Below are 25,322 nucleotides of genomic sequence, written 5' to 3' on the forward strand. Positions count from 1 at the left end.
CATTACAGGTGCTACTGGTAATATCGGGGCTACTGGTGCGCAAGGTGTAACGGGAATAACAGGTGCTCAAGGAATACAGGGCATTCAAGGCATAACTGGTGCTACTGGTAATATCGGGGCTACTGGTGCGCAAGGTGTAACGGGAATAACAGGTGCTCAAGGAATACAGGGCATTCAAGGCACAACTGGCGCCACCGGTAATATTGGGGTTACTGGAGCACAAGGTGTAACTGGTGTTACAGGATCGACGGGGGCTACAGGAGCTGTTGGATTACAGGGTGTAACGGGAGTTACTGGTGCAACTGGCAATGTCGGCGCTCAAGGTATTACCGGTACAACTGGAATTACAGGCGCGACTGGTAATACTGGTGCTCAAGGTGCTATTGGAGTTACCGGCCAACAAGGTGTAACCGGGGTTACTGGAACAACGGGATCTACGGGTGCCGTAGGTGCTACAGGTGCAGCCGGTAGTGCAGGGACAGCTTCTACAATTAGCGGTATACAATATACTATTGCTACACATGGAGTAGGAGCTGGTGGACAACTTTATTTTAATCCACTTGCAAGTGGTAATGGTGTATTAGTCGGGAGTTTTACAACCGGCGGAGGTGCAGCTTTAGTACCCACCACAGCCGGCTGTCATGCTTATATAACTATTTATACTCCTAATACTATAACATGGACACTTGAAAAGGCACCATATGCAACAGGTGGTGTTGCGGGTGGTGTTGCTCCCGCACAATCAGCCTATGTTGTTGCAAAGGGTGATGCGCCCGCAACTGGTAGTTGTTCAACTTCAAGTGGAACTCCTCAATGTACTATTGATGGAGGAATTGTAACATCTGGTACATTACTAACCTTAAATTATGGCGGTACAACGGCTACTGTTGGGGTAGTATTTACCACATCTTTCTCGTGTCAATAATAAAAATCTAATAACAAAAACGGCATCATAATATTATGATGGCCGTTTTTGTTTAAGGTATTATCGTCTTAGATTAGTTAAATACGTACATTAAAAAATATTTGATCCTATTGTCAGAAGTAAAGATCAGGCTCAAAGCCCAAACTATAGCCTATTAAATTAGTAGTTAAAGTTTTAGGATTAATAGCCGCTGACACGTTACAATTAATGTAAAGATCGCGCACAAAGGTAAGAAAAGCGGTTTCAGGTAATAGTTTTTGGCAGGAGCGTAGCGTAATGTTTCGCCGTGTTGGAAGAAAACTTCATCACCTGATTAGGTTAGTTAAATGACAACGCTTTATCATAACGAATTAAAGCACACTTTGCCCTGCTATGTTTGGAAGTTGACTGCAAATCACAACAACAAAATAGTTTACCTAATTATTTGCCAGCTTTAGATTTCAGTCCTATTAGCTGATCCAACTGGTCTATATTTAGATCTTTAGCGATAATATGCTTCTCGGCATCGAGCAAGTATAGTGTTGGAATATCGGCAATATCATATAACTGTAGATAGTTAGGTACACCTTGTTTGGCTATTGCTTGTTGAGCCTCGTCGGTTTGATATGCGAATATCCAATCGTTATTAAAGTGCTTATTATTTACATAATTTTTCATTTCATTAATCAATCCACCGTTAACATTCATACAATAAATCTTAACACCCAATGCCTTCCACTTTGCCCGGTAAATACTATCTATACGTGGTAATTCTTTTTGACAATGCGGACATGTCGGATCCCAAAAAACAATTAAAGTATAAGGGGATGAAATATTATAAAGAGATGCCGGTTTTCCGTTAATATCTGTCATATCAAGTGGCGGGGTCTTATCTCCTACCTCGTTTGCCATTAGTTGATAGACTCTGTCAAACAGCATTTTTTTTGCTGCTGGATTTAGTAAGGTAGTATCACCTCTAAGAAAAAAATTATTAAAAAGATACAATAACACCTTATTCTGCCCGGCATGCTGTGGATTGAAGTATTGATTAGTAAACTTTAACAACAAGTAAGGATACATCTCTTTCCCTGTACGCGCATAAAGCAACATATACTGTAATGCATTAATAACAGAGTCGGATACCGGCGAAACGTAATATTTATAATAAGTGTCGATCTTATTTTCAAAAAATGGTGTATATAATAACCGATCATCATTAAAAGGGACATCATCCCAATAATGCTTCCTCATAAACTGTACCGCATTTAAGGTATCTTGCTTTGTTTTAAGTATGTTTCCCTTTGGTAATTTAACTTGTTTACCCAAGGTTAACAAAAGTGCGGTTACAGATTTTGGTGCGACTCTAATAATTGAATCCTTCAGTTTATCCAGTTTTGCATTACTTAATTGCTGCTTATCACTTATCAATATACTATCTGCCCTTGTTTTTGCAGTTTTATAAGTTGATACTAAAAATGCATTCTCCTTTATTATTGCTGTAGTTTTTTGTGAGTAATCTTTTAAAAGATCATTATCTGGCGACCCTGTAAACTTAACATCATTACGATTGGCGGTATCAGCAATAATCTCAAATTGCTGGCCATCGGTCATTAAGAAATCAAAAAGCATTTTTTTATCCGGAGAAACTACAAAATACAACCCATCTGTCAATTGATATTTGTTTTTGAAGTGTCCTTCACTTTTTTCATTAAGATGAGCAGTATCAACAATAGTTTGTTTATTTCCATAATATGCGCCTAAATAAATATCACAATTTACGTAGGGAGTAATTTTTACGCTAATATTATGAGTTGGTTTTGTTTGGCAGAATACGGAAGTTGTATATATCGATAAACAAAGAAAAAGCAAATATATTTTCATACCACAAACACAAAGCGCTCTAAAAGTATATTTTATTACTTAATTGACCCGAAACTATAATTTAAGGAAAAACGAACCCCACCTGCTAAAGGAGTTGATTGTTCGCTGGCTGCAACATATGAAAAATCAAGCCCAAGGTTATCAAAGCGATAACCAACACCCAATGTAAGGTAATGCCTATCGCCTTTATTAGGATTTTCATACAGATAACCGGCCCTTAAAGCAAGTTGTTTGTTATACCAGTATTCCACACCTGGTGAAACGCTTATTTCCTGCAATTCTTCTTTAAAGCCACCCGGAGCATCGCTGAATGATTCGAAAATACCATTTACAATTGACACATCCTGGCCATTGTCGGTTGTAGTCGTCCCATTTACGGTGTAAGTATGTGGCGTAGGAACCAACAGTTTATTTAAATCAACCGTAAAAGTTATTTTATTAAGATCATCCATATCCACCGTTTGTGCAGCACCAATTTTTAAATTAGTTGGTAAAAAGTAAGACGGCTGACCAATAGAGTAACTCATTTTTGTACCGATGTTAGATATATCAACACCAAATGCAAAATTACTTGTAGATCTGTAATACATTGAAGCATCCGCTGCAAAACCATTGGCTGCCGATGCCTGATTACCGCCCGCCCCTTGAGTCAGATCAGAATGAATATAACGCGCGGTTAATCCAAGTGAAAAACCTTCGCCAAATTTACGGGCCAATGAAACGTCAAATGAATATTCGTTGGGGTGTAGAGTACCTAATGAATTAAAATTATTATCATAACCATCAACATTGCCTAAGTTAAAATAGCGCATAGATGCGGCTATAGTATTACGATCATCAAGCTTTTTGTAGTAGCTTAAGTAACCTAAATTTATATCAGGAGTTAATTGCCGCATCCAGGGGGTATACGATAATGAAATATCGCTACTTTCAGTTACAAAAGCTAATTTTGATGGGTTCCAAAAAGTAGCGCTGGCATCTGGAGATATGGCTACTCCTGCTTCACCTATGCCACCAGAACGGGCATCAGGTGTAATATCTAAAAATGGGACTGCTGTTGTAATGGCATTTCCTTTGCTTCCATTTATGTTTACTGCAGTATTTTGTGCTTTAACAAAAACAGAACAACCCAATAAGAAGGAAAATAAAAGTAAATATTTTACCATATTAGAAACTGTGATAAGGTTAGTGATATACAAAATCATAAGTATATAAAAACACAAATAAATAGTGCTTTTATTAATACTAATAAAAATTTATTAAAGATAAATGGTTATATAGATAATTCCTAATTTAAAGCATTTTTTTGCGATAAATATTGTAACCATAAATAATGTAGTCGAATCCTATCATATGCAAAAAGTATTCATGCCCAATAGGTTAGGCTATATGTTGCTTAGAAAATAGACCGTTTAATTAGCCTTACGGGTGGCCTGCTCTATACTATCCCACATTTCATCAGGAACCATTTCCAGCGCACTAAACTGACCGGCACCATGCAACCATTCGCCGCCATCAATGGTTATAACTTCCCCGTTAATATAGCCCGAAAAATCAGACACCAAGAAAGCAGCAAGATTTGCAAGTTCCTGATGTTCTCCTACCCTTTTTAACGGTACCCTATTTTTAAAATCGAACTTCTTAGCCATATCTCCTGGTAATAAACGCTCCCATGCGCCTTTCGTTGGAAACGGGCCCGGAGCTATGGCATTGGTTCTGATACCATGCCTACCCCATTCAACGGCCAACGAGCGGGTCATAGCCAATACCCCACCTTTAGCGCAGGCTGATGGCACCACATAAGCCGAACCCGTGAAGGCATAGGTGGTCACGATATTTAAAATATTCCCGGGTATTTTCTCTCCTATCCAATATTTACCTAAAGCGAGTGAGCAGTTGGCCGATCCTTTTAAAACAATATCAATTACCGCTGAAAACGCATTTGATGATAACCTTTCTGTTGGAGAAATGAAATTACCGGCTGCATTGTTCATCAGTGCATCTACTCTTCCGAAAGTATCAATGGCTTGTTTAAGCATATTTTCTACTTCGTCATACTTACGGACGTCGCAAGCCACTGCAATTACCTTTCCGCCTGTTTCTGCCTCCATTTCATCGGCAGCTTGTTTCAATACATCCAATTTGCGACTGGTAATAACCAGATTAGCCCCTAGCTTTAAGAAGTAAGTGCCCATTGAACGACCAAGGCCAGTACCGCCACCAGTTATAATTATCGTTTTACCTTTCAAGGCATCGTCTCTTAACATACCCTGATATGCCGTGGCTGTATTCTCGTTCATTATTTGGATTTTAATTTTTCAATCATCATTTGCAAGCCCTTTCTGGTTTCAGGTGCCCACCATTGTTTAAGCATTATATTTAATGTTTCTGATTGATCTTGTTTTAACTGATTTATTAGCGCTGCTCGCAAATTTATTTTACTTGTGCTCCAGGTAACGGGGTTAAATTGCATTAATGCTCTTGCCTTTTTCTCAGCTACATATTGTAGATTTTCTTCCGTACAGATTTCATCTATCAACCCTGCGCTATGTGCTTCCATTGGATTTAACAATTTGCCCTCAAGTATATATTGGTAGGCTCTTCGCTCGCCAACACAAGCTGAATATAACTTAAAAATACCATCAGGTACTATAATACCAACTGGTATTTCATTTAGGCCAATAATAAATTGTCCTTCAACCATCACTCTATAATCGCAGCATAAAGCAATAACACACCCACCTGCCGGGCTATGACCATTTATAGCAGCGATCAACGGTTTTTTGAATGCAGATAACGCGCCGGGTAGCGCTAAAAAATCTATCCAGAATTGTTTTATCTGTTCTTCATCATAATCATAAGCTTCGATCAAATCTATACCCGATGAAAAAAAACCGGGTTTACCGGTGATGATTAATCCACCTACATTATCATCGTCATTTAATTGCGTGATGCAAGCAACCAGTTCCTTAACCATTTGATGATTAATAGGATTGGAACGGCCTCTATCTAAAGTGAGCGTTGCCAATCCGTTACTGGTGATAATTTGAAATGTACTCATAATATTAGTTAGATGTTACTAATGAGGGATTTTCATATGTCTCATCCGCATACATTTTTTCAATTTCAGCATCGTATTTCTCCATAATAACCTTGCGTTTCATCTTACCGGTTGGTGTGAGCTCGCCGCTATCTATCGACCATTCATTAGGTAGTAATGTAATCTTCTTAACCTGTTCAACATGGTTAAATTCAGGGTTAAAAGCATCTATAGCTTTTTGATATAAAGCGATTACCCTTTTATCTTTGATCAACTCATCATGAGTGGTGAACGGTATATCATTTTGTTTGCACCACGGTAAAAGATTGGTATATGAAGGAACAATAAGGGCAGCCGTAAACTTTTTACCAGCCCCAACTACCATCATTTGTTCAATAAAATGATTCTCTTTCATCTTATTTTCAATTGGTAAAGGTGCTACGTATTTACCACCGGATGTTTTGAAAATCTCCTTCTTACGATCCGTAATTTTAAGGAAACCATTGGCGTCTAGTTCGCCGATATCGCCTGTATAAAACCAACCATCCTGTATAACCTCGGCAGTTAATTCCTGGTTCTTATAGTAGCCGAGCATTATGTTTGGCCCTTTGCATAATATTTCCCCATCGGTAGCGATTTTAACTTCTACACTATTTAATAATGTCCCTACTGTGCCAAATTTCCTGCCTGATATGTTGTAATGATTTACTGTGATTACAGGCGACGTTTCAGTAAGTCCATAGCCTTCTAAAACTACCATGCCTGATGCTGTAAATATTTTTTCGAGTTTAATTTGTGTAGCCGAACTACCAACCACAATAGCTTTAACATTACCCCCCATAGCTGCGCGCCATTTGCTATAAACCAGTTTGTCGGCAATTGCTAGTTTAAGTTTGTACCAGGGGCTATTGCCTGTTAATTCAAATTGCTCTGCCAATTTAACCGACCATAAGAATATCTTTTTCTTAGCGCCGGTAAGTTTTTGACCTTCAGCCATAATTCGTTCAAATATCTTTTCGAGCAAACGTGGTACTGAAGTAAAAATAGATGGTTTAACATCGCGAATATTAGCACCGATCGTTTCTATACTTTCGGCATAAGAAATGGAAAAACCATAAAAAAGATAAATGTAGGTACACATTTTCTCGAAAATATGATTCAGTGGCAAGAAACTAAAAGCGCGTTTATCTGTAATTGGAACTTCTGCAAGTATATCGCCTGAATCAAAAACATTACTCAGAATATTTTTATGGCTTAACATCACCCCCTTTGGCCTACCTGTGGTGCCTGAGGTATAGATTATGGTCGCTAAATCATTCTCTGTTATTTTACTGCTCGTGTCTTTTATTCTTTGCTGATGATTATCTGTTAGTGGTTTTAATAAAGTACGCCAATTAATGCAACCCTCTACCTGATCAAAAGAATAAACACCTTTTAATGAAGGTAAATTAGCTTTCACCTGCCCTATCTTACCGCATAGCTCATCATTACTAACAAACATTAGTTTTACTTCTGCTTCGCTTAGTATTTGTTCAATTTCCTTGGTGCTGGTGTTAGGATACAGCGGAACTAAAACCGCACCCGTTAGTTGCACAGCCAAATCAACTATTACCCATTCAGGTCGGCCGTTGCCAATAAGTCCAACTTTGTCTCTACCCTCATTAGTACCGTCACCCGCAGATATCCCCATGTCCATCAAAGAGATAGCTAGTTGATAAATCATAGTATGCACGTCTTGTGTACTGTACGTGTGCCAGTTGCCGTTTTCCTTCGCAATTAAAAAATCGGCACGCGGCTGGTTGGCCTGTATCGCCATGCAATCAAATAATCTTGTCGCTTTTTCCATCTTGCTATCGTTTTATCGGCTTATATATTATAACATTTCAAATATTCCGGCTGCGCCCTGGCCTGTACCCACACACATGGTTACCATGCCATACTTTTTATCCCGTTTCTTCAATTCATTAAAAAGCTGTACAGAAAGCTTCGCGCCGCTGCAACCAAGTGGGTGGCCCAGTGCAATAGCTCCTCCATTTACGTTGATCAAGTCGGGATTAAGATTTAGGCCTTTTATTACTGCCAGCGATTGCGAAGCAAAAGCCTCATTCAACTCGAACAGATCAATTTCTTCTTGTTTAATGCCTGATTTCTCCAACACCTTTGGGATAGCATAAAGCGGCCCGATTCCCATAATACGTGGAGGCACACCAACAACCGCATAATCAACCAAACGAGCAATTGGGTTAAGGTTGTTTTGTTTCATGAAACGCTCGCTAACCACCATTACAAAAGCTGCACCATCGCTGGTTTGGGATGAATTACCTGCGGTAACTACACCCTTAGCATCAAATACCGGTTTTAATTTTGACAATGCGTCAATAGAAGTATCAGCACGTGGACCTTCGTCCGTATCTATTTTGAAATCCCTTTTCTTTTTCTTGCCGCTTTCGTCAACATAAATCTCGGTAATATTCACGGGTACAATTTCATCTTTAAACCTGCCGGATGTAATTGCCTTAATGGCTTTTTGATGTGAATTGTAAGCAAACTGATCCTGTTCTTCGCGACTGACGTTATATTCTTTCGCAACAGCTTCGGCTGTTAAGCCCATGCCCCAGTAATAATCAGGATGAGCCAATGCAACATCTGCATTTGGAACGATACGCCAGCCACCCATAGGTAGTAAACTCATGCTTTCAACCCCACCGGCAATAATACAATCGGATATACCGGCATGTATTTTCGCTGACGCGATAGCAATGGTTTCTAATCCAGAAGCACAATATCTGTTCACGGTCATCCCGGGTACTTTATCAGTATCTAGTGCCATTAATGATATTAACCGGGCCACGTTTAAACCTTGTTCCGCTTCGGGTGTAGCGTTACCTACAATAACATCCTCAATTTGGTCTTTATCCACGTTAGGTACTGATGCCATCAAATGCTTAATAACATCCGCGGCAAGCGTATCCGGTCGAGTAAATCTAAAACCACCACGAGTTGCCTTCCCTACTGCGCTGCGGCTTGCTGCCACTATATATGCGTTCATAATTTTTTAGATTTTAGTAGCGAGTATCAAGTATCAAGACATAAAAAAAAACTTGATACCTGATACTAACTACTTGATACTATAATTAGTTTCTTAATACTTTACCACCTGTTAATATTGATTGTATACGCTCCAAAGTTTTACGTTCGGTACAAAGCGATACAAAAGCTTCTCTTTCCAACCCTAACAGATAGTCTTCGCTTACAAGGTTTGGTTGCGATAAATCGCCACCTGCCATTACGTAAGCCAGTTTTTGAGAGATCTTCACATCATGCTCGCTGATATAATTGCCACTGTACATAGTGTTTGCGCCTACATAACCTAAGCCCAAAGCTTGTTTGCCTAACACCTTAATATCTTTACGCGGGACAGGTTGTACATAGCCCTTATCAGCCAATTGTAGACAATGTTGTTTGGCTTCGGCTAATAAACGATTTTGCGATACAACAACTACATCATGGCCTTTTTTAAGGTAACCGTATTCAAAAGCTTCATAGGCTGATGTGGATACCTTTGCCTGACCAATAGTCAAGAACCTATCACGGAAATTATTCGTTTCGATATCGCCGTCCTGTAATTCGTCGGATAACCTCAAAGCAAACTCCTTGGTACCGCCGCCGCCCGGGATCAATCCAACACCAAACTCAACTAAACCCATATATAGTTCAGCATGAGCAACTACCTTATCGGCATGCAAACATATTTCACAACCACCGCCTAAAGCCATTTGATGTGGCGCCACAACAACCGGGATTGATGAGTAACGAACCCGCATCATCGTATTTTGGAACGCCTTGATCACCATATTCAATTCATCAAACTCCTGATCAACTGCCAGCATGAATATCATGCCTACGTTAGCGCCCGCGCTAAAATTAGCGCCTTCGTTAGAGATCACTAAGCCTTTATAACTGGCTTCTGCAAGCGTAATAGCTTTGTTAATTCCTTCAATTACTTCACCGCCAATGGTATTCATTTTGGTATGGAATTCCAGGTTGATGATGCCATCACCAATATCAGTTATGGTAGTACCGCTGTTTTTCCAAATGGTATGCGTTGGGCGAATATTATCCAGCAATATAAATTGCTCGGTACCCGGGATTATTTTGTAGCTCTTTGATGGAATATCGTAATACAAACGTTTGCCGTTCTCCACTTTATAAAAGCTTTGGATACCTGCTGCAAGCATATCATAAACCCATTGCGCTGGTTTATAGCCTAAAGCTTCCATCGCTTTTACGGTATCGGCAACGCCCAATGCATCCCATTTTTCAAATGGCCCCATTTCCCAGCCGAAACCGGCATTCATGGCGGCATCTATTTTATAAAGTTCGTCTGAAATTTCAGGAATACGATTGCTTGAGTAAGCAAACAATTGGTAAAAAGTTGAACGATAAAAGTCACCTGCTTTATCTTTAGCTGCAAATAATATTTTAAGGCGATCTTTTAAACTATCAATAGTTTTTGTGGTTTCTAATGATGCGAATTTTACCTTTTGTGATGGTTTGTATTCCAGTGTCTTCAAATCAAGGGCGAAAAACTGGTTAACGCCGTTTACTTTTTCTTTTTTATAAAAACCCTGACCAGTTTTGCTACCCAACCAGTTGTTTTTAACCATGCCGGTTACAAACTCAGGGATTTGAAATAGCTCTTTTGCTTCATCATTAGGTGCATTTTCTGCTAATCCATTGGCAACATGTACCATTGTATCTAATCCAACCACATCATTGGTACGGAATGTTGCTGATTTTGGGTGACCAATTACAGGACCGGTCAATTTATCAACTTCTTCAATTGTCATGCCTGTTTTATCAACATAATGCAAAACACTCATAATACTGAAGACACCGATACGATTACCGATAAATGCAGGGGTATCTTTAGCTAATACCGTGGTTTTGCCCAGGTATTTCTCACCATACAACATCAGAAAATCAACCACACTGTTTAAGGTATCTTTTGTCGGAATGATTTCCAACAGTTTCAGATAGCGTGGCGGATTAAAAAAGTGTGTTCCGCAGAAATGCTTTTTAAAATCATCGCTTCTGCCCTTCGTCATTAAATGAATTGGGATACCTGAAGTATTTGAGGTGATCAACGTGCCCGGTTTGCGATATTTCTCAACCGTTTCGAATACTTTTTGTTTGATATCTAAACGTTCAACTACAACCTCTATCACCCAATCACAGTCCCCAATTTTGGACATATCATCTTCGAAATTGCCGGTCGTAATACGCTTTGCAAATGATTTAAGATAGATTGGCGATGGATTTGATTTCAAAGCGAAGGCAAGCGCATCATCCACAATTTTATTCCTGGCTTTTTTGTCACCTACAGGTGCATCTTTGGGTACAATATCCAGCAACAATACTTGCAGGCCAATGTTGGCGAAATGACAGGCAATCCTGCTGCCCATAACGCCCGACCCAAGAACGGCAACCTTTTTTATAATTCGTTTAGCATCCATTATATGTGCTTTTTATTTAATTAAAGTTCTTATTCAACTCTTGACCAGGTAGTTGTCCTGCCGAAAAGTGAAATACCTATATAGCCGCGTATGGCCAGTGTTTTACCTTTGTAAGTAATTGTACAAGAGTATGTTTTACCATTGTTTGGATCATAAATTGTTCCGTCGGTGTATTTTTCGTCTCCATCTTTTACAAAATCTGCCAGTACAGGCAAACCTAATCTTGGTCGGCTACGAAGTTTTTCATCCTGGTTTAATTCATCAACCTTGGGTTTGCCATTTTTAAGCGGTTCCCGAAGCCAAACCACTTTGCCATAAAACTTGCCATTAGGTTGTTTGTAGATAAGTATTTTACCACTTTTTACATCGTTATACCAAAGACCTTCAATTTTGTCGGCTTGAGCTTTGGCAGAAAGACTGATTGATGTAATGGCTAATACTAAAACCATTAGGCGAATGAGATACTTTTTGTGTACTGACATGTTTGTAAAGATTAATATCGGTTAATAAATTCGGTTACCAGGAATACACCAACAAGGTATGCAAAACATAACCAAAACGGAATACTCCTGATTAAAGGCGAATAAAAATCAGTCGATAGTTAATAAGTTTAGTATTGGTTTACTTATAACAAATATCCTTTTACAAAGCCAAATACAAAGGGCTAAATGGCGGAAAGATTTGTCAAAATTACGGATAGTTTGGCCTTAGCTCTTCAAACCGTCTACTACGGCGATGTATTGGTGCATTGCGTCATCGGCAGATGTGCCTTTTAGTTTTGTCCAGGCATCATATTTTGCTTTGGCTACAAAGTCAAACATCCCCGGCGGGTCACTATTAATATCACCTTCGGTAGCTTGTTTGTATAGGCTGTATAACTGCAATAATGTTTCATTATCCGGTCGTGATGAAATTTGTTTGCTTTCAATTACCGCTTTATCAAAATTCTCCTTCAATTCCATTGTGTTAGTTTTGGGGTTTTGCCTGTTCCTCCATGTAATCATGGCCTTTGGGTGAATTCATGAAATGCTCCATTAATTCGGCAGGTAGGGCAGCAAGTTTTCTTTTTTCAAGGTCGATCCAGGCGCCTTCGACAATTATGGTGGCTGCTTTTATGCCATCGCTACGAAATATCTCGTGGCGCATTGTCCATCTTGAACCATCAACACGTGATTTTATTAGTTCGCAGGATACCTTAATGCGTTCGTTGATACCCACTTCACGTGTGTAAAACAGCTCTTCCCTGAATAAAACCGGGCCAATGTTGTGTTTTAATAATGCTTTAAGATCCAGGCCCAAGCTTTCCATCATGGTTAACCTGGCTTGTGCGCCAAAGTCAGCATATGCAGAGTGTCGCATATGCTGGTTGGCATCAATCTGCGACCATAAAACCTGGCCCTCATAAAACACATTCATAACGTATTTTATTTATGTTGTTTGAATTTTTTAACGGCTTCGGTAAGCTTAGGCAAAATTTCCATCGCATCACCAACTACACCGTAATTTGCCGCTTTAAAAAATGGCGCTTCTGGATCTTTGTTGATGACAACGATTACTTTAGAACCGTTAACACCGGCCAAATGCTGGATAGCACCCGATATACCTACTGCTATGTATAAATTAGGACGAATGGTGCCCCCTGTTTGACCTACGTGCTCGTGATGAGGCCTCCAACCGGCATCCGCTACCGGACGAGAACATGCTGTTGCAGCGCCTAATTGTTTAGCCAGATCTTCAATCAGCCCCCAGTTTTCAGGGCCTTTCATGCCACGGCCACCAGATACCACCAACTCTGCATCAACAAGTGATACTTCGCCGGTTACTTTATCTACCGATTTTACTTTTATGCCGAAATCTTTATCGCCAAAAGTTACGTCCAACTTTTCAATTGATGCTTTTCCGCTACCGGGCGCTAATGGAAACGAATTTGCCATTAAAGTAATTACTTTAACATCACTGGTGATATTAACAAAAGCAAATGCTTTACCGGAGAATACAGCTTTTTTAAGCACAAAGCCTTTATCCAGATCAGGATAAGATAATGCACCTGATACTAAACCTGCTTTCAATTTTACAGCTACACGTGGTGCTACTGCTTTGCCATTAATATCGTGTAAGGCAATAATAATCTTACTTCCCTCCTTTTGAGCCGCAGCAATTAATGCTGAGGCATAGGCACGGGCATGTAATTCGTCTAGCTTTTTATCGGCAACATGTAATACTTTTTGTACACCATATGTACCAAGGTTTTCAAGTTCACTATCAGCAATAGTTCCTAAAACTAAAGCGGTAGCAGTTGTATTTATTTTTTTAGCTATTTCAGCAGCGTATTGCACTGCTTCAAAGCTTTTCTTTTTTATGTTTCCATCGGTGTGTTCCACCAATACTAATACAGACATGTTTTCAGGTTTTAATTAAATAACTTTTGCTTCAGAATGTAACAACTCAACCAGTTCGTCCATATTATCCGGACTAATCATTTTAACACCTGCTTTTGCAGGAGGCATCTCGTAAGATAAAATAGTAGTTACAGCAGCGCCTGCGGTTGGTGCAATCACATTTAATGGTTTGGTACGTGCTGCCATAATTCCGCGCATATTGGGTATACGGGCTTCGGCAACGCCTTTTTGGCAAGCGATTACCACAGGAAAGTTAACCAAATCGGTTTCTTCACCACCTTCAATTTCACGTTTTACGGTTGCCGTAGTTCCTTCAACCTCAATATTTGTTGCAAAACCGATATAATCGGCGTCCAATAATTCAGCAATCATTACCCCTACTGAACCATTATTATAATCTATTGATTCCTTACCACATAAAACCAAATCGTATCCTACTGTTTTAGCATAGTCAGCAATGTAGTTAGCTGTTTGGTAAGGATCAATGCTATCAGCATCAATACGTACCGCCTGATCGCCACCTAAAGCTAATGCTTTGCGGATAACAGGCTCTGTATCGGCTTTGCCAACAGTTATTAGATGCACGTCGGTAGCAACTCCACTTTCTTTCAGCTCGAGTGCGCGAATTAAAGCGTACCACTCATCGTAAGGGTTAATAATGTAAGTTGTACCCTGTGTATTTACAGCGGTATCGTTGTCTTTTAGCATAATTTTAGTGCTGGTATCCGGCACCTGGCTTATGCACACTAGTATTTTCATGTTAGATGTATATTTGTATTTCGTCGAATTTACTCACCCGATCTGTGCTTCGCTGGATCACCCTCTCTTCGCTGCGCGGAAAGAGGGTAAAACAACATTAAAAACAATATTTATTCTCTTCTATTAATTTAGCGGCGATGTTTCTGCGGGCCTGTGTGGTATTAAAATCTTCGGTTTTGGTGAAGCGTTTTAAACCCATCATCATCATCCGGCGTTCATCGCCATCGGCAAACGAATTTATGGCTTCTTTACCGGATTTGAAGATCTTTTCGGCTGCGTCGTTAATATAAACACGCATAATATCCAATTGTTCTTTGCAAGCTTCTTCGCCACGTATACCAACTAATTTTTCAACACGTAATTGGGTCGACTCAGCTACATACAATTCAATCAGCATATCAGCTAAGTTCATCAAAACTTCCTGTTCTTTACCTAATTGTTGCATTAGTTTTTGTACTGCCGAACCTGCAACCATTAAAACCGCCTTTTTAAATCCAGCGATATATTTTTTCTCTTTCGAGAACAGTGTTTCTTCGTCCGATCCACCAAAATCAGGGATACTCATTAACTCACCGGCAACTTTTTGTGCGGGTCCCATTAAATCAAGTTCACCTTTCATGGCGCGTTTCAACATCATATCAACGGTTAACATGCGATTGATTTCGTTAGTCCCCTCGAATATTCTATTAATACGTGAATCACGGTATGATCTATCCATTGGCGCTTCTGCGCTATAGCCCATACCTCCGTATATTTGCACACCTTCATCAACTACATAATTCAATGTTTCGGATGCATTTACTTTGATTATTGCCGCCTCGATAGCATATTGCTCTGTGCCTTTTAATTTAGCTTTAATTGGATCCATACCGGTTTCAATCAAATGCGCAGTGGCTTCTTCCATGTTTTCGCTGGCACGATACGCAGCAGATTCTGATGTATAAGTTTTTATAGCTTGTTCAGCTATTTTATAACGGATAGCACCATATTTTGAAATCGGCCTGCCAAATTGTTCACGCTCATTAGCATAGTTTATAGCTGTGCTAATTACTTCTTTACTTGCGCCAATGGTACCACCACCTAACTTAATACGGCCAAGATTTAATATGTTAACGGCTATTTTAAATCCATTCTGGCGTTCAGATAATAGGTTTTCAACAGGCACTTTACAATCGTTAAAAAACACCTGACGGGTAGAGCTACCTTTTATGCCCATTTTGTGTTCTTCTGGATTTAAGGTTATTCCCTCAAAAGTCTTTTCAACAATAAAAGCGCTTAAATTTTCATCATTATCGATTTTAGCGAAAACTGTAAATATATCAGCAAAACCCGCATTGGTGATCCACATTTTCTGTCCGTTAAGCAGGTAATGTTTACCATCCTCGGTAAGTTTAGCACGTGCTTTACCTGAGTTTGCGTCAGATCCTGAACTTGGTTCGGTTAAGCAATACGCACCCTTCCACTCGCCGCTGGCCAGTTTAGGAATATATTTCGCTTTTTGTTCTTCAGTACCATAATATAATATTGGCAGCGTACCTATACCTGTGTGGGCTGAAAATGCCACCGAAAATGAATGACCTGCGCCTAATTTTTCGGTAACCAACATGGATGTTTTAAAATCTTTACCAAAGCCACCATATTCTTCAGGTATAGATATACTTAACAAGCCTAAAGCACCGGCTTCATCCATTAAATGTGGCATTAAGCCCTCTTCCTGCTCATCAATACGCGCTAAGTTTGGGGTTACGTGTTGTGCCAAAAAATTGGTGCATGTTTCAGCAATCATTAATTGCTCTTCATTCCATTCCTCAGGAATAAAAACAGATTCTGCAGGGGTTTCCCTGATCAGGAACTCGCCACCTTTTATAGCCTTTACAGCTTCAGTATCATTCATAAAAAATTAATTTTTAAGGATGTAATTGTACGTTTATAATTATGCAGCAGTGTAATTAACTACCGCTGTAATTCTTGGTTTTATAATTAACGGTAAAATTATAAGGGTTGTTGTGGTATTAAAAGGTTTACAATGCGGAGATATTCGTCAAAAAGTCGGAAAGAAACTGTGGAAAGAACCAAGAATTAAGAGTCAAGAATCAAGATACCATTGCGTCTTGATTCTTGACTCTTAATTCTTGGTTCTTTTTACAAAGCTGTTGCTACGCGATAATCTGATGGGGATAACCCAGTGTGGTTTTTGAAATATTTGCCAAACGACGATTGGTCGGGGAAATTGATGCCCTCTGCTACTCGAGCTATGCTGATGTCATGATTTCTCAATAACACCTTGGCTTCTAATATTACAGCGTCATCTATCCACTCACCCGCTGTACGGCCAGTAACTTCCTTTATGGTTTCGGTAAGGTGTTTGGATGATACGAATAATGAATCGGCGTAATATTGAACGTTGCGGTGCTCTTTATAATGATGAAAAACCAACTCCTGGAATAAAACATTTAATTCCTGTTTCCGGGTTTGCTTACCTTTTACCATTACATGGTGACTGGTATAAATGGATTCCACCTCGTATAATAATGATGTTAAAATGCTCCTGGATATTTCCATTCGGTAAGGATGTTCTTCCCTATCCAACTTTTTCTTCATCAACATATAAATATCCAATAACATGTTGATTTCATCATGCGTGGGATAAATTACCGGCAACGAAGCACTTTTAAAGTAACTGAACGATTCCAGAAAATGACTGTTAACATTATTCTCAGTCAGGAATGCTTTAGAGAATACAATAAAACGGCACAAAAAATCTTCGCTACTGTTATATATCCTCAAAATATGAAAAGGGGTTGCCAATAACATGGCATCGGCTTTAGCCTCATATATTTGTAGATTTACTTCAACTTGCGCAGTGCCACGGGTACAAATTCCTATAATGTAACCATCAGAACGATAGGGATGTTCGCTTAAGCTAAGTAGTTGTTTTTCATCAGTAATAAAAAAATCCGGCCCAACTAGCTTGTCGGCATACAGATCTGCAAATTTAGATAGACTTAGATGAGCAATTTTTTTATTCATGCACTGCAATATATGATTTTATAGCTATTTTTGTTAGAACATATTACCTAAAGCTTAAAACATGGGGGCTAAAACCTTTATCCGACTTTTTGACGAATATCTCCGCATTATAGCCCTTTTTTTACTATTAAACCAAGCTAAATTTATTTTTTTAAACCATGCAGCCTTTGCACCTAGCAAACTGCGCTTTATAAACCAATTATATCAATTATGAAGAAACTCTTACTATTAGTGTTCGCACTGATGCCTGTCATTTCGTTTGCACAGGGTTTCCAGGTAAACCTGGAAGGTGAAAAGCAAATAGGTATGGGCCATACAGGCACCGGACTTGTCCAGGATGGAGCATCTGTATTTTTCAACCCCGGAGCGGTTGCCATGCTACCGGAAAATTACGTGCAGGGTGGCATAAGTCCTTTATTGTTTAAATCGACTTTTAACCCACAAGGTACCAACGTGCAGGATCATACCGCAAATAAAATTGCAACCCCTTTTACCTTTTATGCTGCATGGGGGCCCAAAGATTCGTTTTGGAAACTTGGATTAGGCGTTTACACACCATTTGGGGGCTTAACCGACTGGGGTGATAGTTGGCAAGGTAAGTATGTACTGGAGAGCTTAAACCTTAAAGCTATTTATATACAACCAACCTTAAGTATAAAACTAGCCGACTTTTTAAGTGTAGGCGGTGGTTTTGTATATAACAGAGGTAGCGTTGATTTAACACAGGCAATACCGTTAACAAATTCTGCAGGGCAGGATGGACAAGCGGAGCTTAAAGGTACCGGTAAAGGTTATGGCTGGAATGCTGGTATATATATAGTAACCGAGGTTGGTGTAACTGTGGGCATAACACACCGTTCAGAAGTAAACACTACTATTAACAATGGTAATGCTGTATTTACTGTACCGTCATCGTTACAGGCACAATTCCCTCAGCCCAATACATTTTCATCAAGCATACCATTGCCGGCTACTACTTCAATAGGTTTTGGATTTTATCCTAATAAACAATGGACCTTAGCATTTGATGCCAACGCCATCAGTTGGGATGTGTATAAAGTATTAGCCTTTAATTATGGTTCAACAACCGCAGCTGGCTTACAAAACACAGTAGAGCAACGAGACTATAAAGATGCGTTTAGCTTAAGAGCTGGTGCGCAATATAAAACCAACAAAAATTTAGCCATACGTTTTGGTGGCGGCTACGCGACTACCGCGGTTGAAGATGGTTTTGTATCGCCGGAGGCACCTGATGCTAACCGTGCATTTGTAACGGGTGGCTTAGGTTATACATTTTCTCATCATTTAGATCTTGATCTTTCATTTGAATACGAACATGTTATGTCTCGCGATCAAACCAACATACAAACCCAGTTAGCGGGCACTTTTGAAACTAACGTTTATATCCCTGGTATATCACTGGCTTATCACTGGTAATTAAAAAATAACAGCATGAAGAACTTTAAATTATATATACTTTCAGGCTTGCTATTTGTAGCTGCCTGCAAACCCGAGATTCATACACCAAGCTTAAGCAGGGGTACTGCTAACTTCTCTCGCTTTATTGCCGTAGGAAATTCGCTAACTGCTGGTTATTCAAACGGAGGTTTATACCTGGATGGACAACTAAACTCCTACCCTTCAATTATGGCCAAGCAAATGGCACAAGTTGGCGGTGGAGCTTTTAATCAACCTTTATTTACTTCGGCGCAAGCTAACGGCTCAGGCTATTTAACCTTAGCCGGGTTTACTAAGACGGGAAGCCCCATAATAGATACTGTCACTACTGATCTTGCTATAAGGAGCGAGTATAATGCACCCGGATTTGGCCCTGTAATTTTATATACTAAATATACCGGCGATATTGAAAACTATGGTGTACCCGGAATTAAGCTTTTAAATATTACTTTCCCCCAATATGGTAACTACAATGGTTATTTTGAGCGCTTACTACCTGGTGACGGATCAACAACAACACTAAACACGGATTATCTTGATTTTGTAACAGCAAAACCGTTTACCTTTTTTACCGATTGGTTAGGTAATAACGATGCATTAAGCTACGCGACAACTGGTGGTGCAGGTGATGTGCTTACCGATAAAACAACATTTGCGCAGCTGTATGAAGCATCGCTTCAAGCATTAACTGCAGGTGGGGCAAAAGGTGTAGTTGCTACTATCCCTGATGTTACTTCAATACCTTATTTTAATACGGTTACTGTTGCCGCAATAAATGCACAAGTAGCCGCACTCGGTGCTAAACTTTATATTACTGCCTTAGTATCTGGCACCACCTACGCGCCAAGGCTCGCTACAAACAGTGATTTGATTGTACTTACATTCCCAACCAGTATGTTAGGAACTCTTGTAAGCACTCCCTACGGCCCGCTGCCTTATGGTTTAACACCATATACGCCGGTTGACAATAAATATGTATTGGACGCTAACGAAGTTGCATTAACCCGCGATTATGTGCAATCATATAACAATACTATTAAAACTCAGGCCGCTGCCAGAGGGTTAGCTGTATTTGATGCTTATACTTACTTAAATAATGTACAGTTGAATGGCTTAGAGATTGATGGTATTTCTTTATCATCTGCATACATCACAGGCGGGTTATTCTCACTGGATGGTGTTCACCTTACCCCTCGCGGTTACGCCATTATAGCCAATGAATTTATAAAAGCTATTAACACAACTTATAGTGCAAATGTTCCACTTGCTAACGTTGCAAGTTACCAGGGATTAAAATTCCCATAAATAATATTTATTGAAAAAATAGTGCATAACAATTATGCACTATTTTTTTTATTTTAATAAAATAAATACCAATTTGGTTTTTGGTATAAAAATGCTTTATTTTTGCATATATAAAACTTTTTCAACCATGAGCAGAGAACTAACAGAATTTTCAACACTGATTGATGAGCAATTTGAAATTGTGATTGTACACAAGATTAGCTTTGGAGAATATTTGCTAAGCTTATTCAGCTTTGCGAATTAATTAAATGAGCACCTAGCCTTTTATGGAAATGTTCTGCCTATTTTTTCCCAATTCATCACAAAAGCGATTTGCTTTTTTAGTCTTCACTATAACGTTGTAGCAAATAATAAGCCTTTATTATTTGAATGCCGGCCCCGGCAATTATATTTTTGAGCAGTAGTTGACAACTGTCAACTGATTAAAACCTAATTTACAATTGTCCGGATAATGTTAATTAAGACAATTCTTAATTTTGGTTGAAGCATCAAAATAAAACTTAAATTATTAAACACTAAAAAATTGGAAAATCAATTTTCATTAGCAGGCAAAGTAATCATTGTAACCGGTGGTACCGGAATATTAGGCGACTCATTTGTGAATGGCATAGTTGAAGCGGGTGGTGCAGTGGGCATTTTAGGTAGAAATGCTGAAGTCGCCGAAGAACGTGCGGCCGCTATCAATAAAAACGGCGGTAAAGCGGTTGCTTTAGTTGCCGATGTTTTGGATGAAGCTGATCTTCAAAAGGCTAAAGTAAAGCTTTTAGATACTTTTGGGCGACTTGATGGCTTAGTAAACGGTGCCGGTGGCAATATGCCGGAGGGCGTACTACAAAACGAAGAGGATATTTTTAAAATGAATATCGCCGGAATGAAAAAGGTAATGGAGGTAAATACCTGGGGAACGATAATACCTACACAAGTTTTTGGTGATGCTATTGCTAAAACAGGTAGAGGTAGTATTGTTAATATATCATCCATGAACTCTAAACGGGCTATTACTAAGGTATTAGGATATAATATAGGCAAAGCGGCGGTAGATTGCTATAACCAATGGTTTGCTGTTGAACTGGCCAATCGATATGGTGATGCCATTCGTATGAATGCGCTTGCTCCGGGGTTTTTCCTTACTGAACAAAACCGCAACCTGCTAACCAAACCCGAAGGTGGATACACACCACGCGGCGAACTGGTGATTAACCAAACCCCTTTTAAACGCTTTGGCCACCCTGATGAGTTGATAGGCGCCTTGGTTTGGTTGTTAAGTGATGCTTCGAAATTTGTTACCGGCTCAATGATCTGTGTGGATGGCGGATTTTCAATATTTGGTGGAGTATAATCACATCTAACTTAAATATTAATGTGTTTAGCGATTGGATTCTTATCGTTATACACATTTTTTGAGGATGTACCATAATTTGTAATTGACACACTTGGTACAATTGAAACACTTTTAGCCCAAAAAACGCCCGAAAAAGCCTTAAAAAGGCGGTTTTTACTTCTCTTTTAGAGCTTTTTTTGGACAAAAAAGGCCTTATTTTAGCTAAAAAAGTGCTCATTTTAGCATAAAACAGACTAAAAAAGCGCTTTTTTAGTCTGTTTTTGACTCGTTTTTGTACCAAAATTTAGCTTTTTATACCCTATAATGCGCCCGTTTGGAACAATACCTTAAAGCCCTATTCTGTGGGAGCGAGCGGTAATTAAATTAATTTTTCAATCGCTAAGCACGTTAAATATTATACGATTCTATTTGCTCGGCCACAAGGTCGAGCAATTCTTCTTCCTCCACTCCCGCATTTTTACAAATGTGCAAATGTTTGTGAGCGCCGGGTTCAAAACTGGCTACAAATAATCCATGTTTATACAGTTCAAATTTACATTGCACACCATCATGGTGCATGTAATCGCGTACCTCAAAATGATGGTTCTCGTTTTTGTAGCTTACTGATATTTCAAATAGTTCCATACCGCTGAATATTATAATATTCAAACCATATTATGGCCTTATTGTTGTAATTATAACCAATAAATATATAAATGCAATATGGAAAATAACTACACCGCATTAAGTCTTGATAATGGCATTATCAACATGCATGAATATTACGCGATTGAGTATTGGACAAATAAGTTTGGCATCAATCGTGAGGCGTTGCAAAAAGCGGTAGATACTGTTGGCAACTCCGTTGACGAAGTAAGAAAGTATTTAAAATAACTATTATGAGCCTGGTTAAATACGCCCAGAAGCGGGATTTTAAAAAAACCGCTGAACCAAAATCCGGAAGAAGCAAGGATAAAGATCATTTGATGTTTGTTATTCAAAAGCATGATGCATCGCGTTTGCATTATGATTTCAGGCTTGAGATGGATGGTGTATTAAAAAGCTGGGCTGTACCAAAAGGCCCGTCAACCGACCCAAAAACTAAACGTTTGGCGATGATGGTTGAAGATCACCCATTCGACTATCGCAATTTTGAAGGGATTATCCCGCAAGGCCAATATGGTGGCGGCACTGTGATTGTTTGGGATGAAGGCACATACGAGCCAATTGAAGAAATAAAAGGTAAGAAAGCACAAGAAAAACATCTTTTAGCGCAACTAAAATCAGGATCGCTAAAAATAAAACTACATGGCGAGAAACTGGATGGTGAGTACGCTTTGGTTAAAACCCATGGGATGGGCGAAAATGGATGGTTGCTGATTAAACATAATGATCAATTTGCGAGTACTGATGATATTACAAAAGAAAATCAATCTGTGCTATCCGGCAAAACCATCGAAACAATGGAAAAATCCAGCGAAAAGGTTTGGCAGCATGGTCACGAAGAGGATTTGAAAGAATCACCCAAAAGCGGTAAAAAAAAAGCCCTGGCAAAACCAGCTGAGGAAGTAGTGGGTGAAAAGTTGACTGAGGGACAGGTGGATGCGGTTATAGATGTAGCTTCAATTATAAAGTCAGCCCCTAAAGGTAATATACCCAAAAATATCCAACCAATGAAAGCCACTTTGGTTGATGAACCGTTTGACGACCTAAACTGGGTATATGAAGTTAAATGGGATGGTTATCGTGCTATTGCTACGATCAATAAAGGCGAAGTGGAACTCATATCACGCAACAATAAAACCTTTAACGATAAGTTTTACTCCATCCATAAGCTACTGCAGAAATGGAAGATAAATGCGGTGCTTGATGGTGAAATTTTGGTTTTAAATAATAAAGGTATATCGGATTTTGGCGCCCTGCAAAACTGGCGCAGCGAAGCTGATGGCGAGCTGATATTTTACGTGTTCGATATTTTATGGTACGAGGATAAAAACCTTATGGAACTACCGTTGATACAACGTCAAGTCATTTTAAAAGATATATTGCCTACTGACGATGACCACATCCGCCAAAGTAAAGTATTTAGTACGGGAGGTATCGACTTTTTTAATGCCGCACAACGTATCGGACTAGAGGGTATCATAGCCAAAAAAGCGGATAGTACATATACTTCGGATTTGCGCTCAAAAGAATGGCTCAAAATAAAAATACATCAACGACAAGAAGTTATTATTGCCGGTTTTACTAAAAATGCAGGTACCAGTAAATTATTCAGCGCATTGATTTTAGCGGTTTATAATGGTGGCGAGCTCCGATATGTTGGTAAAGTAGGTACTGGGTTTAATGATAAGATGCAAAAGGAGGTGATGGAGCAATTTAAACCGCTCATTACCAATAAAAGCCCTTTTGAGGTGGAACCTGATGTAGATAAGCCATCACGCTTCCGCCCCAAAAGAATGGGAGCTAAACCTACCTGGTTAAAACCTGAACTAGTTTGTGAAGTAGCTTATGCCGAGGTTACGAGCGATGGCGTATTTCGGCAGGCAGCATTCAAAGGCATGCGCATTGACAAGAAAGCAAAAGACATTGTGCTAGAAGCACCACAAGAGACCAATGAAACAGTAAAGGAGGTTGAGATGGAATCAAAAATTGAGATTGAGGAAACACATGCTGATGTAGTATCGCCACCCAAGAACAAAGACCGCAAAACGCTGTTAAACCCAACCGATGAAACGCAGGTAAGAAAGATATGTGGTCACGACATTAAGTTTACACATTTAAGTAAAGTTTATTGGCCCGAAGACAATGTGACTAAGCGTGACATGTTTAACTACTACTACCAGGTGGCCGAATATATTTTGCCTTATTTAAAAGATAGGCCTATGTCGCTTAATCGTTTCCCAAATGGTATATACGGGTCAAGCTTTTATCAAAAGGACGTAACAGGTAAAGCACCTGATTGGATCACTAAAACCTTCCCTTATACTACCAGCGATGGCGAGCATAAGGAGTACTTGGTTGGTTCTGATGAATCTTATTTGTTATGGATGGCATCGTTGGGCTGCATCGAGATGAACCCTTGGTTTAGTCGTGTAAAATCACCGGATAATCCGGATTATTGCGTAATTGATCTTGATCCCGATAAAAACACTTTCGATCAGGTAATAGCAGCTGCCTTAGAAGTTAAAAAAGTGTTGGATGCTATCGGGGTACCATCCTACCCTAAAACTTCCGGTTCAACAGGCATGCATATTTATATTCCGTTGGATGCTAAATACACATATGATCAATCGCAAATGTTTGCCAAAATTGTTGTGCAGTTAGTATATAAACAAATACCAGATTATACCAGTTTAGAGCGTATGGTAGCCAACCGCAAAGGAAAAATGTATCTCGATTTTTTACAGAATCGTCCGGGTGCAACAATTGCAGGTCCGTATTCGCTTCGCCCAAAAGTTGGCGCAACGGTTTCGATGCCTTTGCTTTGGGATGAAGTAAAACCGGGTTTGACGATGAAAGATTTCACTATATTTAATTCCATAGCCAGGTTAAAGGAAACCGGTGATTTGTTTAAGGGTGTACTGGCTAAAGGTATCGACCTGGAAAAAACGATAAAGAAGGCGCAAAGCATTTTCGTATAATATTTCGGTTTGTAGATTTTAGTCTATCGGCAAAAAACATATAACTAAAATTGTTGTTAATTTTT

20 protein-coding genes and 1 pseudogene are annotated in these 25,322 nt (G+C 39.3%); 6 read left to right on the forward strand and 15 right to left on the reverse strand.

Translation table 11 applies throughout. The features are described 5' to 3' along the window. Positions 1–925: pseudogene (locus tag GSQ74_RS22930) on the forward strand (collagen-like protein); the annotation flags it as partial. Between the two features lie 420 nt (positions 926–1,345). On the opposite strand, the gene GSQ74_RS15690 reads toward GSQ74_RS22930, so the two are convergent. The 14 genes from GSQ74_RS15690 to GSQ74_RS15755 form a co-directional block, all read right to left on the reverse strand. Beyond that, the gene (locus GSQ74_RS15690) at positions 1,346–2,785 is read right to left on the reverse strand and encodes a TlpA family protein disulfide reductase (RefSeq protein WP_158994922.1); all 1,440 of its coding nucleotides are present in this window, start codon (positions 2,783–2,785) and stop codon (positions 1,346–1,348) included. Between the two features lie 35 nt (positions 2,786–2,820). Next, positions 2,821–3,951, reverse strand: a complete 1,131-nt coding sequence (porV, locus tag GSQ74_RS15695) for a type IX secretion system outer membrane channel protein PorV (RefSeq protein ID WP_158994924.1) — start codon at positions 3,949–3,951, stop codon at positions 2,821–2,823. 246 nt (positions 3,952–4,197) lie between these two features. Continuing rightward, positions 4,198–5,085, reverse strand: coding sequence for an SDR family oxidoreductase (locus tag GSQ74_RS15700; RefSeq protein WP_254060900.1), 888 nt, complete (start codon positions 5,083–5,085; stop codon positions 4,198–4,200). Then, entirely contained in the window at positions 5,085–5,846 is a 762-nt protein-coding gene (locus tag GSQ74_RS15705) for an enoyl-CoA hydratase/isomerase family protein (RefSeq protein WP_158994926.1), read from the reverse strand. The genes GSQ74_RS15700 and GSQ74_RS15705 overlap by 1 nt, the downstream gene beginning before the upstream one ends. 4 nt (positions 5,847–5,850) lie before the next feature. Next, positions 5,851–7,671 carry a long-chain fatty acid--CoA ligase gene (locus tag GSQ74_RS15710; protein WP_158994928.1) on the reverse strand — a complete coding sequence of 607 codons (1,821 nt, stop codon included), beginning with the start codon at positions 7,669–7,671 and terminating at the stop codon, positions 5,851–5,853. 27 nt (positions 7,672–7,698) lie between these two features. Next, on the reverse strand, positions 7,699–8,874 hold the full coding sequence (locus tag GSQ74_RS15715) for an acetyl-CoA C-acyltransferase (protein ID WP_158994930.1): 1,176 nt from the start codon (positions 8,872–8,874) through the stop codon (positions 7,699–7,701). 85 nt (positions 8,875–8,959) lie between these two features. Next, positions 8,960–11,341, reverse strand: coding sequence for a 3-hydroxyacyl-CoA dehydrogenase/enoyl-CoA hydratase family protein (locus GSQ74_RS15720; protein ID WP_158994932.1), 2,382 nt, complete (start codon positions 11,339–11,341; stop codon positions 8,960–8,962). A gap of 29 nt (positions 11,342–11,370) precedes the next feature. Beyond that, a complete protein-coding gene (locus GSQ74_RS15725; protein ID WP_216846757.1) occupies positions 11,371–11,823 on the reverse strand; it encodes a DUF2147 domain-containing protein in 453 nt (150 codons plus the stop codon). A gap of 225 nt (positions 11,824–12,048) precedes the next feature. Beyond that, the gene (locus GSQ74_RS15730; protein ID WP_158994934.1) at positions 12,049–12,303 is read right to left on the reverse strand and encodes an acyl-CoA-binding protein; all 255 of its coding nucleotides are present in this window, start codon (positions 12,301–12,303) and stop codon (positions 12,049–12,051) included. Positions 12,304–12,307: 4 nt separating this feature from the next. Further along, a complete protein-coding gene (locus tag GSQ74_RS15735) occupies positions 12,308–12,757 on the reverse strand; it encodes a thioesterase family protein (protein WP_158994936.1) in 450 nt (149 codons plus the stop codon). Positions 12,758–12,765: 8 nt separating this feature from the next. After that, positions 12,766–13,740 (reverse strand): electron transfer flavoprotein subunit alpha/FixB family protein, encoded by a 975-nt coding sequence (locus tag GSQ74_RS15740; RefSeq protein WP_158994938.1) that lies wholly within the window; start codon positions 13,738–13,740, stop codon positions 12,766–12,768. Between the two features lie 15 nt (positions 13,741–13,755). Further along, entirely contained in the window at positions 13,756–14,499 is a 744-nt protein-coding gene (locus tag GSQ74_RS15745) for an electron transfer flavoprotein subunit beta/FixA family protein (RefSeq protein ID WP_158994940.1), read from the reverse strand. 97 nt (positions 14,500–14,596) lie between these two features. After that, positions 14,597–16,393 carry an acyl-CoA dehydrogenase family protein gene (locus tag GSQ74_RS15750; RefSeq protein ID WP_158994942.1) on the reverse strand — a complete coding sequence of 599 codons (1,797 nt, stop codon included), beginning with the start codon at positions 16,391–16,393 and terminating at the stop codon, positions 14,597–14,599. A gap of 248 nt (positions 16,394–16,641) precedes the next feature. Next, positions 16,642–17,529 (reverse strand): helix-turn-helix domain-containing protein, encoded by an 888-nt coding sequence (locus GSQ74_RS15755; protein ID WP_158994944.1) that lies wholly within the window; start codon positions 17,527–17,529, stop codon positions 16,642–16,644. A 210-nt stretch (positions 17,530–17,739) separates the two neighbouring features. Here GSQ74_RS15755 and GSQ74_RS15760 point away from each other — a divergent pair, with 210 nt between their 5' ends. The 3 genes from GSQ74_RS15760 (at position 17,740) to GSQ74_RS15770 (ending at position 21,631) form a co-directional block, all read left to right on the forward strand. Beyond that, positions 17,740–18,966: an OmpP1/FadL family transporter gene (locus GSQ74_RS15760; protein WP_158994946.1), complete on the forward strand. Its 1,227-nt coding sequence runs from the start codon at positions 17,740–17,742 to the stop codon at positions 18,964–18,966. Between the two features lie 15 nt (positions 18,967–18,981). After that, positions 18,982–20,292, forward strand: a complete 1,311-nt coding sequence (locus tag GSQ74_RS15765; protein ID WP_158994948.1) for an SGNH/GDSL hydrolase family protein — start codon at positions 18,982–18,984, stop codon at positions 20,290–20,292. Between the two features lie 523 nt (positions 20,293–20,815). Further along, on the forward strand, positions 20,816–21,631 hold the full coding sequence (locus GSQ74_RS15770; RefSeq protein ID WP_158994950.1) for an SDR family oxidoreductase: 816 nt from the start codon (positions 20,816–20,818) through the stop codon (positions 21,629–21,631). 390 nt (positions 21,632–22,021) lie between these two features. Here GSQ74_RS15770 and GSQ74_RS15775 read toward each other — a convergent pair whose 3' ends face one another. Continuing rightward, entirely contained in the window at positions 22,022–22,258 is a 237-nt protein-coding gene (locus GSQ74_RS15775; RefSeq protein WP_158994952.1) for a hypothetical protein, read from the reverse strand. A 78-nt stretch (positions 22,259–22,336) separates the two neighbouring features. Between GSQ74_RS15775 and GSQ74_RS15780 the strand changes: the two genes are divergently transcribed. Beyond that, on the forward strand, positions 22,337–22,507 hold the full coding sequence (locus tag GSQ74_RS15780) for a DUF3606 domain-containing protein (protein WP_158994954.1): 171 nt from the start codon (positions 22,337–22,339) through the stop codon (positions 22,505–22,507). 5 nt (positions 22,508–22,512) lie between these two features. After that, complete coding sequence (gene ligD / locus GSQ74_RS15785) at positions 22,513–25,257, forward strand: DNA ligase D (protein ID WP_158994956.1); 2,745 nt, start codon at positions 22,513–22,515, stop codon at positions 25,255–25,257. The last annotated feature ends 65 nt before the right edge of the window (positions 25,258–25,322 follow it).

It is taken from the genome of Mucilaginibacter sp. L196 (genome assembly GCF_009765905.1).
Taxonomy (GTDB): Bacteria; Bacteroidota; Bacteroidia; order Sphingobacteriales; family Sphingobacteriaceae; genus Mucilaginibacter.